Source organism: Streptomyces sp. 3N207, from assembly GCF_052246355.1.
Classification (GTDB): domain Bacteria; phylum Actinomycetota; class Actinomycetes; order Streptomycetales; family Streptomycetaceae; genus Streptomyces.
This window is the reverse complement of sequence record NZ_JBQQBV010000022.1, coordinates 36440-51567: the sequence shown is the minus strand read 5'-3', so window position 1 is coordinate 51567 and position 15128 is coordinate 36440. Positions and strand designations below refer to the sequence as shown.

The window sequence follows — 15128 nt, the reverse complement described above, 5'->3', positions numbered from 1 at the left end:
AGCCCCCCAGGCCCTCGCCCCGCCGCCGCCTCCCAGGCCCTCCCCGTGAGTCCGGACTCAGGGCCCGGCCCACAGCCCCTCGTCCGTCAGCCCGAGCAGATCGATGGCATTGCGGCGCACGATGCGCTCCACCAGTTCGGGGGGCAGGTGCCCCATCTGCGCCTCGCCGACCTCCTTGGATTTGGGCCAGGTCGAGTCGGAGTGCGGATAGTCGGTCTCGTACAGGACGTTGGGCACGCCGATGGACTCGACGTTCTTCAGCCCGAACGCGTCGTCGAAGAAGCAGCCGTAGACGTGCTCGGCGAACAGTTCGGAGGGCGGGCGCAGCACCTTGTCCGCCACGCCTCCCCAGCCCCGGTTCTCCTCCCAGACCACATCGGCTCGTTCAAGGATGTACGGAATCCAGCCGATCTGGCCCTCCGCGTACATGATCTTCAGGTTGGGGAAGCGGTCGAAGATTCCGCTCAGCAGCCAGTCGACCATCGAGAAGCAGCAGTTGGCGAAGGTGAGGGTGGAGCCGACGGCGGGCGGCGCGTCCGCCGAGGTGGAGGGCATCTTGCTGGAGGAGCCGATGTGCATGGCGATGACGGTGCCGGTCTCGTCGCAGGCCCGCAAGAAGGGGTCCCAGGCGTCGGTGTGGACGGACGGCAGCCCCAGGCGCGGCGGGATCTCGGAGAAGCAGACGGCGCGTACGCCGCGTGCCGCGTTGCGCCGCACTTCCTCGGCGGCCAGCTCGGCGTCCCACAGCGGTACGAGCGTGAGCGGTATGAGGCGCCCCTGGGCGTCGGGACCGCACCATTCCTCCACCATCCAGTCGTTGTAGGCCCGCACCCCCAGCAGGCCCAGTTCGCGGTCCGCGGCCTCGGTGAAGGTCTGGCCGCAGAAGCGGGGAAAGGTGGGGAAGCACAGCGCCGACTGGACGTGGTTGACGTCCATGTCCGCCAGCCGCTCCCGCACGTCGTAGGAGCCGGGGCGCATCTGCTCGTAGGTGATCGCCTCCAGCCGCACCTCGTCCCTGTCGCAGCCGACGGCCGTGTCCAGCCTGGTCAGCGGGCGGTGCAGAGCCTCGTACACCCACCAGTCGGCGATCGGGCCCTCGTCACCGGGCTCGCCCATCTTCGGCGCGAACTTCCCGCCGACGAAGGTCATCTCCTTCACTGGCGCACGGACGATACGGGGCCCGACCTCGCGGTATCGGGACGGCAACCGGTCCCGCCACACATGCGGGGGTTCGACCGTGTGGTCGTCCACCGAGATGATCTTGGGGAAGGTCTCCATGCGGCCACGGTAGCGCTGACCTGACGGCCCGTCAGCTAGCGTGCGGCGCCTTCTTCCACCGGCTTTCGCCGCGCGCCGAATTCGAAGGCTTCGTAGAGAGGCTGGTACCTGAGCTGACGTAATTGCCATGGACAAGGCAGACTGACCTCTGCGGGGAACGGAGGAGTGCGGATCTGCAGGGGAGCACACCAATGGGCGCCGGGGACCATACGCGAGTCGGAACGGAGCACCAGGAACACGAGCTTCGCTTCGCCGTGCTCGGTCCCGTCCGCGCCTGGCGTGGGGACAAACCGATCGGCATGGGCTCGCCCCAGCAGAAAGCCCTGCTCGCGGCGCTGCTGCTGCGCGGCGGCCACACCGCCACCGCCGAGGAACTCATCGACGCCATCTGGGGCGAGGAGCCGCCCGAGCAGGCCAAGGCGGCACTGCGCACCTACGCCTCCCGCATCCGCAAGGCCCTCGGCGCCGATGCCGATCTGCTGGTCAGCGAGTCCGGTGGCTACGCCGTCCGCACCGGACCCGACGCCGCACTGGACGTAGAAACAGCACACGAGCTGGCCGTACGCGCCGAGAAAGCCGCCTCCGGCGGCGACCGCAACCAGGCCCGCGAGCTGTACACCGCAGCCCTCGCCCAATGGGACGGCGAACCACTCGCCCACATCCCCGGACCCTTCGCCGAACACCAGCGCGTCCGGCTGGAGGAATGGCGCCTGAGCCTGCTGGAACTACGGCTCGACCTCGACCTCCAGGTCGGCTGCCACGCCGAGACCGTCAGCGAACTGACGGCGCTGACCGCGGCCCACCCGCTGCGCGAACGGCTCCGCGAACTGCTGATGCTCGCCCTCTACCGCAGCGGACGCCAGGCCGAGGCGCTGGCCGTCTACGCCGACACCCGCCGGCTGCTCGCCGACGAACTCGGCGTCGACCCGCGCCCCGAGCTGACCGAGCTCCGGCAGCGCATCCTGGAGGCCGACGACGAGCTGGCCTACCAGACCGACACCCGCTCCCCCTCCCAGGCCACCAGCGTCACCCGCCCCGCACAGCTGCCCGCCACCGTCGCCGACTTCACAGGCCGCACCTCCTTCGTCGCCGAACTCGGCGACCAGCTCGCCCAGGCCGAAGGCACCGTCATGGCCGTCTCCGCCGTCGCAGGCATCGGCGGCGTCGGCAAGACCACGCTGGCCATCCACGTCGCCCACGCCGCCGCCGACCGCTTCCCCGACGGCCAGCTCTACGTCGACCTCCAAGGCGCCGGAGCCTCACCCGCCGACCCCGAAGCCGTCCTCGGTTCGTTCCTGCGTGCGCTGGGCGTCGCCGACTCGGCCATCCCCAGCGGCATCCAGGACCGCGCCGCGCTCTTCCGCTCGCTGCTGGCGGGCCGCCGGGTGCTCGCGCTGCTGGACAACGCCCGGGACGCCGCGCAGGTGCGGCCCCTGCTGCCCGGCACGGCGGGGTGCGCGGCCCTGGTCACCAGCCGGGTACGGATGGTCGACCTGGCCGGGGCGCACCTGGTGGACCTCGATGTGATGAGCCCCGAAGAGGCCATCGCCCTGTTTACCCGCATTGTGGGCGAGGAGCGGGTGCTCTCGGAGCGCGAGGCCGCCATGGATGTGGTGGCAGCGTGCGGGTTCCTGCCGCTGGCCATCCGGATCGCCGCGGCCCGGCTCTCGGCCCGCCGCACCTGGACGGTCGCCACCCTCGCCGCCAAACTCGGCGACGAGCGGCGCCGCCTGGACGAGCTCCAGGCCGGCGACCAGGCCGTCAAGGCCACCTTCGAACTCGGCTACGGCCAGCTCGACCGCGAACAGGCCCGCGCCTTCCGCCTGCTGGGCCTCGCCGAGGGCCCGGACATCTCGCTGGACGCCGCCGCGGCCCTGCTGGACCGCACCCCTGAGGACACCGAGGACGTGCTGGAGTCGCTGGTCGACACCTCCCTCCTGGAGTCCGCCGCACCCCGCCGCTACCGCTTCCACGACCTGGTCCGCCTCTTCGCCCGCGCCTGCGCGGAACGCGACGAGCAGCCCCCGAGCGAGTGTGAGGCAGCACTGGGACGGCTGCTGGACTTCTACTTGGCGACGGCGCGGAACGTGCACGCACTGGAGCGGCCGGAGGAACGGCTGGTCGACCATCTGGAGCCCACGGAAGGCGACGGGCTCAGCTTCACCGGCCAGACCGCGGCCATCGACTGGCTGTTCGCCGAGTCGGCCTGCTTCCTCGCGTGTGCACGCCAGCTGGGACACGGCAACACTCTGCGCAGGGCGGTGGACCTGCTGATGGCCGCTGGCGCACTGGGGGAGTCGGGTGCCAACATCCGGCAGTACGAACAGGCCGCACAAGCGTTGAAGGAGGCCGCGCACGCCGATGGCAACGGCTACGCCGAGGCCCGTGCGCGTTCGGTGCTGACCGGGCTGCACCTCACCACCGGCAACTTCGCGGAAGCGGACGAGGAAGCCCGCGTGGCGGGCGCCCTGGGGGCGGGCGAGGGGGATCCGATCTCCTCGTCGTACGCCTTGAACGACCGCGGCATCGTGGCGAACTACCAAGGGCGCCATCTGGATGCCAAGCACTACCTCGGCCAGGCGCTGGAAGCCTTCCGCGCCCAGGAGAACCAGATCGCCGAAGCCAGCGCCCTGTGCAACCTCTCGCGGGCGAGCACCGAACTGGGTGAGACGGCGGAGGCGATTTCGCTCGCCGAACAGGCGCTGACCATCCATTCCCGGCTCGGTGTGTCCATGCGCCGGGCGACGACCCTCTACGCGCTCGGTATCGCACTCGTCAACGCCGAGCGGCTCACGGAGGCCGAACAGCACTTCGGCGAGGCGCTGGACATCTTCCAGCACTCCCGCCAGCGCCTGTGGGAGGGCATGGCGTACTTCCGGCTGGGTGAGGTGCAGCTCGCCGGTGAACAGCCCGCCCAGGCAGCCGTACTGGCCGAACAGGCCATCGCCATCCTGCGCAGTGTCGGGGGGCCCTGGCGCCGGGCCAACGCGCTGACGCTGCTGGGGCGCGCTCTGGAGGCCATCGGTCAGCACCGTCGCGCACAAGCATGCTGGCGGGAAGCGCTGGAGCAGTACGAGAATCTGCGCACGCCCGAGGCCGCCACGGTTCGCGAGCTGTTGGCCGCGAAGGCTGCCGCATAGCGGTTCACCGCGTTCACCAACGAGACGTTCATCGATCGTTTATCGCCCCCCGGCATGCTTCTACCAGTCGATCCGGCGCCTCGGGGGGCAGGCGGATCGAACAGGGGGAACCGACCAACCCCCCGATAGGGTGAACGGCCCTGACCCGTCCGCCCGGCGGCCCACGGGGGAGCCGCTGGGCGGGCATCTGCCCACCAGCCCAAAGAGGGGATGCCACCATGAGCGACCACGAAGAGAAGGTCACGCCCGAGAGCGGCGAGATGTCCACCAAGGACCGCAACCAGACCATCAAGCGGAAGAAGACCACGGAGGGCGGCTCCGGTCAGATGAGCACCACCGACCGGAACCAGACCATCAAGCCCACCAACTGAGGCTCGCTCTCCGGGGGACGCAGGGGGATCAGGGGAGACCCCCGGAGAGCGCACGACCATCACACGGGGGCGGCCCACCCGGGGGGGGATACCAAGGGGGCTGTCCCACGGGGGAAATGCGAGGGTCGCGGCCGACGACACGGAGGGGGAGTCGTCGGCTGCGGCCCTCGACGCATGCCCGTTCCTCGTTTCCCGGAACGCCGCAGCGTCAAAGAAATGAGTAGAACGCCCATTCGCTCCCGGAGGTGCTCCTCATGACCCGCCCCAAGAAGATTCTTGCCGTTTGCGCCCTGATGCTGGGCACGGTGGTCGCCATGGCCCCGCCCGCGCCGGCCGACGACGCGTCACCGATATCCACGAACGACCGGACACAGACCATCAGCATCCTCGAGCGCAACACCACGCTGCTGCCAGGCACCGCCGCAGCGCCCTCCCTCACTTCCGCGCCCGCAACCGCGTCTTGACCACCTTCCCCCCGGCATTACGGGGCAACTCCGCCACGAACTCGACCTCGCGGGGCACCTTGTAGTTGGCCATTTCCCGGCGGGACCAGGCGATCAGATCGTCGGCGGTGACCGTCGCGCCGGGATGGCGTACGGCGAAGACCTTGGCGACCTCGCCCAGCCGGGGGTCGGGGATGCCGATGACGGCGGCCTCGGCGATGTCGGGGTGGTGGACGAGAAGTTGCTCTATCTCGGCCGGATAGGCGTTGAAGCCGCCGACGATGAACATGTCCTTGATCCGGTCGGTGATCCGCAGATTGCCGTCGGCGTCCAGGACGCCGACGTCACCGGTGCGCAGCCAGCCGTCCGGGGTGAGGACCTCGGCCGTCTCCTGAGGGTCCTCGTAGTAGCCGGACATCACGTGGTAGCCGCGCACCAGCACCTCGCCGGGTGTGCCGGGCGGCTGCTCGGCGCCGGAGGAGGCCACGACCTTGACCTCCGTGTCCGGTATGGCCCGCCCCGAGGTCCCGGCGACGACCTCGGGCGGGTCACCGCGCCGGCACATGGTCACAGTGCCGGACGCCTCGGTCAGCCCGTAGGCGGTCAGTACGGTGCCGACCTTCAGCTCGGCGCGCAGCCGCTCGACCAGTTGCAGCGGTACGACGGCGGCGCCGGTCACCACCAGGCGGAGTGCGGACAGATCGTGCTGGTGGCGCGCCGGGTGGTCGAGCAGCGACTGGTGGAGGGTGGGCGGGCCCGGCAGCACGCTGACCCGCTCGGTGGCGATATGGGCCAGCGCCGTCTCCACGTTGAAGACGGGCTGCGGGATCATCGTCGCGCCGCGCAGCAGACAGGCGATGATGCCCGCCTTGTAGCCGAAGGTGTGGAAGAACGGGTTGACGATCAGATAGCGGTCGCCCTCGGTCAGTCCGGCCAGCTCGCTCCAGCAGGCGTAGACCCGCAGCGTCTGCTCATGGCTGATGACCACGCCCTTGGGATGCCCCGTGGTGCCCGAGGTGAAGGTGATGTCGGAGGGCGAGGAGGGCGCGATCTGCTCGGCGCGCTCCCGGACCGCCCGGCGCGGGACACCGGCCCCGCCGGCCAGGAACTCGCTCCAGGTGCGGAAGTTCTCCGGTGCGTCCTGGGCCAGCACCACGACCTCGCGCAGGTGCGGCAGTCCGGGAAGCGGGCCGGCGCCCAGCCCCTCCGCGGTGGCACGGCGCAGTGAGGCGACGTACGAGGTGCCCAAAAAGGTGCCGGTGACGAACAGCAGCCGGGCACGGGTCCGCTCCAGCACGTAGGCGGCCTCGGCGCCCTTGAAGCGGGTGTTGAGCGGTACGAGGATGCCGCCCGCCGTGACGGCGCCGAGCGCGGCGACGATCCACTCCAGCGTGTTGGGCGCCCAGACGGCCACCCGGTCACCCGGCTCCAGCCCGCAGGCCAGACAGCCGGCGGCGGCCTGTGCGACCCGCTCCCCCAGTTCCTCGTACGAGATCCGAGTGCGTCCCTCGACCACGGCCTCGCGCGGCCCGAACCGCTCGGCGGCGGCCCTTACCAGCTCAGGGACGGTCTGCGGGGTGGTCCGCGAGGCGGTTCCGTACGCGGCCGAGAAGTCCGTACCACTCACCGTGCGCCTCCCTCGGCGGGCCGCAGGCACCGCTGCCTGGGTTCACGTACCTGACACCCCGTCAGGTTAGCGGTAGCCTCCCGCACTGTCAGCACCGGAGCACGCCAGGAGCACGTCCGGGAGGACGCCATGAAGGACGCCACGGCGATCGTCGGCATAGGCCAGACGCCGTTCGCCAAACGGCTCCCCGAATCCGAGAAGGCCCTCGCCTGCCGGGCGATCCTGCGGGCGCTGGACGACGCGGGGATCGCGCCCGCCGAGGTGGACGGTTTCGCTTCGTACACCATGGAGGAGACCGACGAGGTCGAGGTGGCCAAGTCGATCGGCGCGGGCGACGTGACGTTCTTCTCCAAGGTCGGCTACGGCGGCGGCGGCTCCTGTGCGACCGTCGCGCATCTGGCCGCCGCCATCGCCACCGGACAGGCCACCGTCGGAGTGGCCTGGCGCTCCCGCAAACGCGGCTCCGGCGGCCGGCCATGGCGCAACACCACCGTGCAACTGCCCACCCCCGCACAGTGGACCCGTCCCTTCGGGCTGCTGCGCCCGGCCGACGAGATCGGCATGCTCACCCGCCGCTATATGCACGAGTACGGCGCCACCCGCGACCACCTCTTCAACGTGGCACTGGCGTGCCGCAACCGCGCCAACCAGAACCCCGCCGCGATGATGTACGAGCGGCCGCTGACCCGCGAGATGTATATGACCTCCCGCTGGATCAGCGAACCGCTGTGCCTGTTCGACAACTGCCTGGAGACCGACGGCGCGCTGGCGTGCGTCCTCGTCTCCGCCGACCGGGCACGCGACTGCCGCAGCAGGCCCGTCTATGTGCACTCCGCCGCGCAGGGCCTGCCCGCACAGCACCACGGAATGGTCAACTACTGGGCCGAGGACCCCCTGCGCGGTCCCGCCTGGACCACGGCGCAACAGCTCTGGAAGCACGCCGATCTGTGTCCACAGGATGTGGATGTCGCCGAGATCTACGACGCGTTCACCGCACTCGTCCCGCTCTCCCTGGAGGGCTACGGCTTCTGCGGGCGCGGCGAGGGCGCGGCCTTCACCGAGGGCGGCGCACTGGAGATCGGCGGGCGGCTGCCGCTCAACACCTCCGGGGGCGGACTCAGCGAGGCGTACGTACACGGCTTCAACCTGATCACCGAGGGCGTCCGCCAGCTGCGCGGCACCTCCACAGCCCAGGTGCCCGACGCCACGACCTGCCTGGTGACGGCGGGCGAGGGCGTCCCCACCTCCGCACTGCTGCTGAGGAGTTGAGACCATGACCGCCGAACCGGCCGGTCTGCCGGAAACCGGACTGCTGCTGCCTGTGCCCGACGACGACGGAGCGCCGTTCTGGTCGTACGCCGCCGAGGGCGAACTGCGCGTACAGGCGTGCTCCGGCTGCGGGGTGCGGCGCTTCCCACCGCGGCCGTGCTGTCCGCACTGCCAGTCGTTCGAGGCCGAGTGGCAGTGGATGAGCGGACGCGGACGCATCTGGTCCTATGTGGTGGCCCATCCACCGCTGCTGCCCGGCTATGCCGAAGCGGCGCCGTACAACGTCCTCGTGGTGGAGCTGGCCGACGACCCCTCCATCCGGCTGGTGGGCAACCTGGTCGCCGCACCGGACGCACCGCTGGGCTCGGTGGCCGCTGGCAAGCTGCGCATCGGAGCGCCCGTACGGGCCGTCTTCCGGCAACTCGGCGACGGCGAACGGCGAATGGCCGTGCCCCGTTGGGTGCTGGAGCGGCCATGACCATCCGTCTCGAACGGCAGGACGGCGTTGCGACCGTGACCCTTGACCGACCGCAGAAGCACAACGCGCTCGACCTTGCCGACGCTGCCGCGCTCTCCCGCATCTGGCGCGCACTGCGTACCGACGGGTCGGTGCGCGCGGCGGTGGTCACCGGAGCGGGCGGCCGGGCCTTCTGTACGGGCGTCGACCGGGCAGCGGTCGCGGAGGAGGGCGCCGTCCCACAGCCGCATGCGCCCTTTGCAATCGAGGATCCGTTGCTTTCGATCGGGCCGAAGAGCAACGATCTGTGGATTCCGGTCGTCGCCGCGGTCGAGGGCATGGCCTGCGGCGGTGCGTTCTATCTGCTGAGCGAGGTGGAGTTCCTCGTTGCAACGGAGGAGTCCGCCTTCTTCGACCCGCACACCAGCTACGGCATGGTCAGCGCCTACGAGGCGATGGGGATGGCGCAGCGGATGCCGTTCGGCGAGGTCGCGCGGATGGCGCTGATGGGAGCGGCCGAGCGGATCTCCGGACGCCGCGCGTATGAGACGGGGCTCGTCTCCGAGCTCGCGCCTGTCGGCGGGGCGCTTCAGGCAGCGCTGCGCTGCACCCGGGTGCTGGCCTCCTACCCGTCCGGTGCCGTACAGGGCACGGTGCGGGCCGTCTGGGCCGCGCGGGAGGCGGCCCGCAGCCAGGCCATGGCTCAGGCCCCACCCCTGATCGCCCTGGGCAATCTGCCTCCGCAGCAGCAGGCGGAGCTCTTCCGGGGGCGGCGCGACAGCACCGCTTTCCGGACCCGCTAGACGACGCTGAAGACCTCGCACTCCTCGACGTCCCGCACGACCTGCGGGTCGTCCATCGGCACCTCGACCGACTTGCTCCTGCCGACCGGGACGGTGACGACGGCCGAGCCATTGTCGACGACAGTGCCGTCCGCGTCCCGGAAGTCGACGCGGACACTGAACGTGCCGGTGCTCCTGCCCGTGTTGCGGACACGGACGGTAGCGCCGGGCTCCGCCTTGCTCTTGAGCTTCCGGCCCTTGGCGGCTGCGCACTCCGTCACGGTTCCGGACGCCTCGGTGCTGTCACGGCTTGAACCACTGGAGGTGCTGCTGGACGTGGTGCCGTTGTTGTCATAGCGGCCGTTGCCGCCGTAGCCGCTACTACTGCCGTAACTGTCACTGTCGCCGCTGCTGTAACCGTCGTTTCCGGAACTGCTGCTGTAACCGTCGCTGCTGTAACCGCCGCCGCCAGAGCTGCTGCTGGAACTGTGACTGCTGGAACTCTTGCTGCTGCAGCCGCCACCGCCGTGCCCCCCACTGCTGCTCTTGCTGATACCACTGCCGCCACTACGTCCGCCGCCGCCCCCGGAACGGGCCGGGCTGAAGCCGCTCAGTGCCACCAGCACGATGGTGACGGCGGCGAGCAGCTTGATGTGACGCATCCGCTTCATGAGGTTCCCCCGATGAGTACCTGTTCCGCGAGGCACCGGAGCCGACGCCCGGTGCTTGTCGCGTGCAGTACAACTTTTGTCACCGGCTCAAGACGCCCGCAGTGGCGAGGGGGTTCCCGGCGGCGTAGCGTCGATTGCGGATCACGCACCCGTGCGGCGTCGGGAGCGGCGCCGGAAAGCGAGGCGAGACCATGATCCGAAACATGATCGGGTCGCTGCTCGCCCTCATCGGAGCGGCGGCCGCCGTATACAGCCCCTTCCGACCGTGGTACGACGGCCGCTTCGGACGCGATTTCCGCCTCGACGAGCTCTTCCAGGGCGGAGGCATCACCGGCGCCGACGCGGCCCTGTTGACCGGGCTGTTCGTGCTGATGGTGGTCGCGGCGGCGGTGGCCGTGGTCGGCGTACTGCTGCAATCACGGCTGACCGTGGTGTTCGCGGGTGTGCTGGATCTGGGCTTCACCGTCCTGTGGATGGTCCGGCAAGGCCAGGCCGCCGGCAGCCTCTCCGCCGGCAACACCGGAGGGCTCGCCTCCGGTGCCTGGCTCGCCCTCGGCGGGGGACTCCTGATGCTGCTCGCCGGCGCCCTGATGGCAGGCCGCCACACCCTGGCCCGACGGCACGCCGCCGAGCCCGCGGCAGCGGGAGGCGCCGCCGGTGTCGTTGCCGGGGCGCCCTACTACGGGGATCGGGGGAGGGGAGAGGACACGCTGGAGCAGCCGTTCGCGGGGCCACCGCCGCCGCAACAGCCGTATCCGGAGCAACAGCCCTACCCCGAGCAGCAGCCCTACCCCGAGCGGCAGCCCTATCCGGAGCAACAGCCCTACCCGGAGCAGCAGCCATATCCGGGACAGCCCGGGATGCGTGGAGCGCCCCCGCAAGAGCCCTACCCTCCGGGGCCGCCGCCCCCGGAGCCCGGGGCCCCGCCTCCGGGCCGGCCGTTCAAGGGCCCGGAACACCAGCAGTACACGGGCCCACCGGCCCCCGAGGAGCGCGAGCCGTACGAGCCCCAGGCCGGCACCCAGGGAGCCCCGCTGGACGAGCCGTACGAACACCGTCCCGAGGCGGAGGGCGAACCGCGCCCCGACAGCACCCGCCGCTTCCCCACCCCGCCTCCCCCGGAGGAAGAACAGCCCGGCGACGAGGACACCTGGCCGCACCGCGGACGCGACGCGGCCTGACGGACGGGAGCCGGGCGGCAGCCGGCCGGGGCCTCAGCCGGAGTGCCGGGCCTGGCCGGTGCCTTTCGTAGCGTCCAGCGCGTAGACGCAACGGTCCTTGCTGCACGCGTAGATGACGCCGCCGACGGCCACCGGCGAGCCGGTGATCTCCCCGCCGGTGGCCAGTTTCCAGCGCAGCTGGCCGCCCACTGCGTCGACGGTGTACAGGCAGTGGTCGGCCGACCCGAAGTGGACCCGGCCGTCCGCGACGACGGGTGCGCCCACCACGTCGGCGCCCGTCGCGAAGCGCCAGCGGGGCGTTCCGCTGACCGCGTCGAGGGTGTACAGGGCGCTGCCGCTGCCGAGGTGCACCAACCCGTCGGCGGTGACGACCGGCTCCGTCGAGTGCCGTGCCTCGGTGGCGATGCGCCAGCGGTCGTGGCCGTTGCCGGAGTCGAGCGCGTACACGGTGCCGAGGTAGTCGGCGAGGTAGACGCCCCCGCCCGTCACCCCGGGGCCCGGGACGAAGGCGGGTGGGCTCAGGAACGCGGCCGGGGCGTCGAACCGCCACCGCTCGTGTCCTGTCGCCGCGTCCAGCGCGAACACCCGGGAGCCCGCGCTCACATACACGGCCCCGTCCTCGGCGGCGGTCACCCGTACGGGAACGCCGCCGGTGGCGGAGGCGTCACCGACCGGGTACGTCCAGCGTTCGGCGCCGGTCCGCGCCTCCAGCACGTACAGCCGACCGTCGGCCCAGGTGTAGACGGCGCCGTCGGCGATGACGGGCCCCGCCTCGGGAGTCTCGAAGTCGGTCTGGGCGCCGGTCAGTTCCCACAGCTTCTCGCCGCTGGCCGCCTCCCATGCCTGTACGCCGCCGCCACGGGTACCGGTGACCACGGTGCCGCGGTCGACCTGGAGCGAGTAGACCCAGCCGTCGGTGGCCAGCCGCCAGCACTCGGAACCGTCGGTGGCGTCGAGCGCGTACAGGCTGGGCCCGTCCGAGGCGTGCACCCGCCCGCCCGAGACCGCCATCGACCAGGCGACCTCGCGCGTCTTGAACTGCCTGCGCCCGCTGGCCACGTCCAGCGCGTGCACCTCGAACGAGGTCACATAGACCAGGTCGTCGGCGACGACGGGCGAGCCCCACACATCGTTGGACATCCGGAACCGCCACGGCCGCCAGCGCTGCGGGCCGCCGGACTGCGACCCGCCGCCCTCGTGCACCGGCCCCGCAGACGGCGGGGACTGCACGGGGTGCCCGGACGGCTGCGCGGGCACCCCGACGGGCTGCTGCTGGTGCGGTGGGGCAGCGGGTGACGACTGCCCGGGGCCATGGTCGGAGCCCCCGGCGTGCCGCGGCCCCTGACCGCCGTACGGGCGGGCCAGCGGATGGGCGGACGGCGCGGCGGAAGCCGCTGGAGGGCCTGCCGAGGAGACCGCCCCCGGCGACACGGCCGAAGATGCTCCGGACGCCGACTGCTGAGGCAGCTGCGCGTACGGCTGTGCGGCGGAGGACTGCGGGGTGCCTTCCTGGCCACCCCCGGGCGGGCGCACCCAGCCGGAGGTCCCGGTGGCCTCGGCATCGCGGCCCGTCTCCTCCGAGCGCCGCGGCCCGGGGCCGATCGGCAGCTGTGCGCCGGGCAGCTGCACCGATCCCCCCTCGGGGTTGCCCGGCTGGGAGGCGGGACGCGAGACGACGGGCCCCGGGCCGGAGTCCTGGCCCGCCTCCGCGCTTCCGGAGCCGCCCGGGGCGGCGGAAGCCCCGACGGAGCTGCCGACGGCGCGCGGTCCCGGCGGGATGCCCTGGTCCCACTCGGCGACGGCGGCACCCGGCCCGCCGGCTCCCGCCGCGGCTCCCGCGCCGGGCCCGGATGCCGCCGGGGCCTGGCCCGCTGCCGCGCGCCCGGCCGCCGGGGGCCCACCGGGCCCCACGGACCCCAGCGCCGAGCCCTCCGCACCACCGGCACCGGCACCCGCACCGTTTCCGCCGCCCACGGCACCGGCACCTTCGCCTCCCGCTGCGGCACCCTCGGCCGCACCTGCGGCAGCCGCGGCGGCAGCGTTCTGCCTGCGCATCGCACGGCCGCCCCTGCGGCGCTCGATCAGCGAGACGGCCGTGGACGGCAGCCATGCCGAGACCGTGCCGCTGTCGTCGCTTCCGGCACCGAACAGATGCGGCGCCAGCTGCGCCTGGAGGTCGGCGGGCGTGGGCCGCTCCTCGGCGTTCATCCGCATACAGGACTCGATCAGCGGACGCAGCTCGTCCGGCAGTCCCTCCAGATCGGGGCCCTCGCGCAGCAGCATGAAGACCGTCTCCACCGGATTGGCCCCGTGGAAGGGCGCATGGCCTGTGGCCGCGAAGACGAGCGTCGAGGCGAGCGAGAAGACATCGCTGGCCCCGGTGACGCTGCGGGAGTCCCGCGCCTGCTCGGGCGACATGTAGGCGGGCGTACCGACGGCGACGTTGGTCATGGTCAGCCGAGTGTTGGAGACGCCCGATGCGATACCGAAGTCGATGACGCGGGGGCCGTCCTCGAGGACGAGCACGTTGGACGGCTTGAGGTCGCGGTGCACCAGACCGGCGCCGTGGATGGACTGGAGCGCCTCGGCGACGCCCGCCGCCAGCCAGCGCACGGCCTGCACGGGCAGCGGTCCGCACTCGGTGACTATTTCCTCCAGAGAGGGTGCGGGCACATAGGCGGTGGCCAGCCACGGCACGGCGGCGCGCGGGTCCGCGTCCACGACGGCCGCGGTGTAGAAGCCGCTGACTGCGCGGGCCGCCTCGACCTCCCGGGTGAAGCGCACCCGGAAGAGCTGGTCCTCGGCCAGCTCGGTGCGCACCGTCTTGATCGCGACCCGGCGGCCGGATGCCGAGCGTGCGAGGTAGACCAGCCCCATACCGCCGGAACCGAGACGGCCCAGCACCTCGAACGGGCCGATCCGCCGCGGATCGTGCTGTGTAAGCTGCTCCACCACTTGTCCTGCCACCTCCCCGTAGGGGCCGTAAAATCTGCCCGTTCCCACCCCGTGCAGCCTCTCACTGCCGTGCCGGACCTGACGGCCCGGACGCCGATTCTTCCTGGCGAACGCGGCGGTTGCGAACCCGGGGGCGGCACGTAAGTGTCTCCGTGGCCCGACAAAGCCCGGGATGACCCGGAGAATCCGGCACGCGGCCTTGATTGCGTATCACCCCAATTGCCCCCACCTCGATCAGCAATCCGAGCACACCCCGTTTGCCCGCTGACGAATCGCGCGCCGATCACCCCTCGGTAAGCTGACGGCATGACAGGACAAGTGCGAACCGTCGACGGCCGGGTGGCCGGACGCCGCGGTCAGGCGACGCGGCAGAAGCTGCTCGACTGCCTCAGCGAGATGCTCAGCTCGTCGCCTTACCGCGACGTCAAAGTCATCGACGTGGCACGGAGAGCGGGCACCTCTCCGGCGACCTTCTACCAGTACTTCCCCGATGTCGAGGGCGCCGTCCTGGAGATCGCGGAAACCATGGCCAAGGAGGGTGCGGGCCTCACCGAGCTGGTGGCCGGCCGCTCCTGGGTCGGCAAGGCGGGCCGACAGACGGCCGAGGACCTGGTCGAGGGCTTCCTGACCTTCTGGCGCAAGAACGACGCGATCCTGCGCGTGGTCGATCTCGGCGCGGCAGAGGGCGACAAGCGGTTCTACAAGATCCGCATGAAGATCCTCAACTCGGTCAACAACTCCCTCGCCGATGCGATCAAGGACCTCCAGTCCCGGGGCAAGGTCGACAAGGAGATCAACGCCGCAGCCGTCGCGGGCTCCCTGGTCGCCATGCTGGCCTCCGTGGCGGGCCACCAGAAGGGCTTCCAGAGCTGGGGCGTCAAGCAGTCGGAGCTCAAGCCGAGCCTGACGCTCCTGGTCCACCTCGGTGTGACGGGCAAGAAGCCCGCCAAGTAG

At 71.4% G+C, this 15128-nt stretch carries 12 protein-coding genes; 8 read left to right on the top strand and 4 right to left on the bottom strand.

Annotation, left to right across the window (positions count from 1 at the left end):
• Nucleotides 1-57: 57 nt before the first annotated feature.
• The gene (locus ACTWP9_RS28290; protein ID WP_443249130.1) at nt 58-1278 is read right to left on the bottom strand and encodes an amidohydrolase family protein; all 1221 of its coding nucleotides are present in this window, start codon (nt 1276-1278) and stop codon (nt 58-60) included.
• Nucleotides 1279-1469: 191 nt separating this feature from the next.
• Here ACTWP9_RS28290 and ACTWP9_RS28285 point away from each other — a divergent pair, with 191 nt between their 5' ends.
• The 3 genes from ACTWP9_RS28285 (at nt 1470) to ACTWP9_RS28275 (ending at nt 5253) form a co-directional block, all read left to right on the top strand.
• The gene (locus ACTWP9_RS28285) at nt 1470-4418 is read left to right on the top strand and encodes an AfsR/SARP family transcriptional regulator (RefSeq protein WP_443249129.1); all 2949 of its coding nucleotides are present in this window, start codon (nt 1470-1472) and stop codon (nt 4416-4418) included.
• A 218-nt stretch (nt 4419-4636) separates the two neighbouring features.
• Entirely contained in the window at nt 4637-4789 is a 153-nt protein-coding gene (locus tag ACTWP9_RS28280) for a hypothetical protein (RefSeq protein ID WP_443249128.1), read from the top strand.
• Nucleotides 4790-5043: 254 nt separating this feature from the next.
• Nucleotides 5044-5253 (top strand): hypothetical protein, encoded by a 210-nt coding sequence (locus ACTWP9_RS28275; protein WP_443249127.1) that lies wholly within the window; start codon nt 5044-5046, stop codon nt 5251-5253.
• On the opposite strand, the gene ACTWP9_RS28270 is transcribed toward ACTWP9_RS28275, so the two are convergent.
• Nucleotides 5225-6859, bottom strand: coding sequence for a FadD3 family acyl-CoA ligase (locus ACTWP9_RS28270; protein ID WP_443249126.1), 1635 nt, complete (start codon nt 6857-6859; stop codon nt 5225-5227). The two genes, ACTWP9_RS28275 and ACTWP9_RS28270, sit on opposite strands and share 29 nt — an antisense overlap.
• Before the next feature lie 129 nt (nt 6860-6988).
• Between ACTWP9_RS28270 and ACTWP9_RS28265 the strand changes: the two genes are divergently transcribed.
• From ACTWP9_RS28265 to ACTWP9_RS28255, 3 genes are read left to right on the top strand one after another with little or no spacing between them, the layout of a single operon-like run.
• Nucleotides 6989-8128, top strand: coding sequence for a lipid-transfer protein (locus ACTWP9_RS28265; protein WP_443249125.1), 1140 nt, complete (start codon nt 6989-6991; stop codon nt 8126-8128).
• Nucleotides 8129-8132: 4 nt separating this feature from the next.
• Nucleotides 8133-8606 carry a Zn-ribbon domain-containing OB-fold protein gene (locus tag ACTWP9_RS28260; protein ID WP_443249124.1) on the top strand — a complete coding sequence of 158 codons (474 nt, stop codon included), beginning with the start codon at nt 8133-8135 and terminating at the stop codon, nt 8604-8606.
• Nucleotides 8603-9388: an enoyl-CoA hydratase/isomerase family protein gene (locus tag ACTWP9_RS28255; protein ID WP_443249123.1), complete on the top strand. Its 786-nt coding sequence runs from the start codon at nt 8603-8605 to the stop codon at nt 9386-9388. Before ACTWP9_RS28260 ends, ACTWP9_RS28255 begins: the two co-directional genes overlap by 4 nt.
• Here ACTWP9_RS28255 and ACTWP9_RS28250 read toward each other — a convergent pair.
• On the bottom strand, nt 9385-10038 hold the full coding sequence (locus ACTWP9_RS28250; RefSeq protein WP_443249122.1) for a hypothetical protein: 654 nt from the start codon (nt 10036-10038) through the stop codon (nt 9385-9387). The genes ACTWP9_RS28255 and ACTWP9_RS28250 overlap by 4 nt on opposite strands.
• Before the next feature lie 191 nt (nt 10039-10229).
• Between ACTWP9_RS28250 and ACTWP9_RS28245 the strand changes: the two genes are divergently transcribed.
• A complete protein-coding gene (locus tag ACTWP9_RS28245) occupies nt 10230-11219 on the top strand; it encodes a hypothetical protein (RefSeq protein ID WP_443249121.1) in 990 nt (329 codons plus the stop codon).
• A gap of 33 nt (nt 11220-11252) precedes the next feature.
• Here ACTWP9_RS28245 and ACTWP9_RS28240 read toward each other — a convergent pair whose 3' ends face one another.
• Entirely contained in the window at nt 11253-14174 is a 2922-nt protein-coding gene (locus ACTWP9_RS28240) for an outer membrane protein assembly factor BamB family protein (protein ID WP_443249120.1), read from the bottom strand.
• Nucleotides 14175-14480: 306 nt separating this feature from the next.
• Here ACTWP9_RS28240 and ACTWP9_RS28235 point away from each other — a divergent pair, with 306 nt between their 5' ends.
• On the top strand, nt 14481-15128 hold the full coding sequence (locus ACTWP9_RS28235; RefSeq protein WP_443249119.1) for a TetR family transcriptional regulator: 648 nt from the start codon (nt 14481-14483) through the stop codon (nt 15126-15128).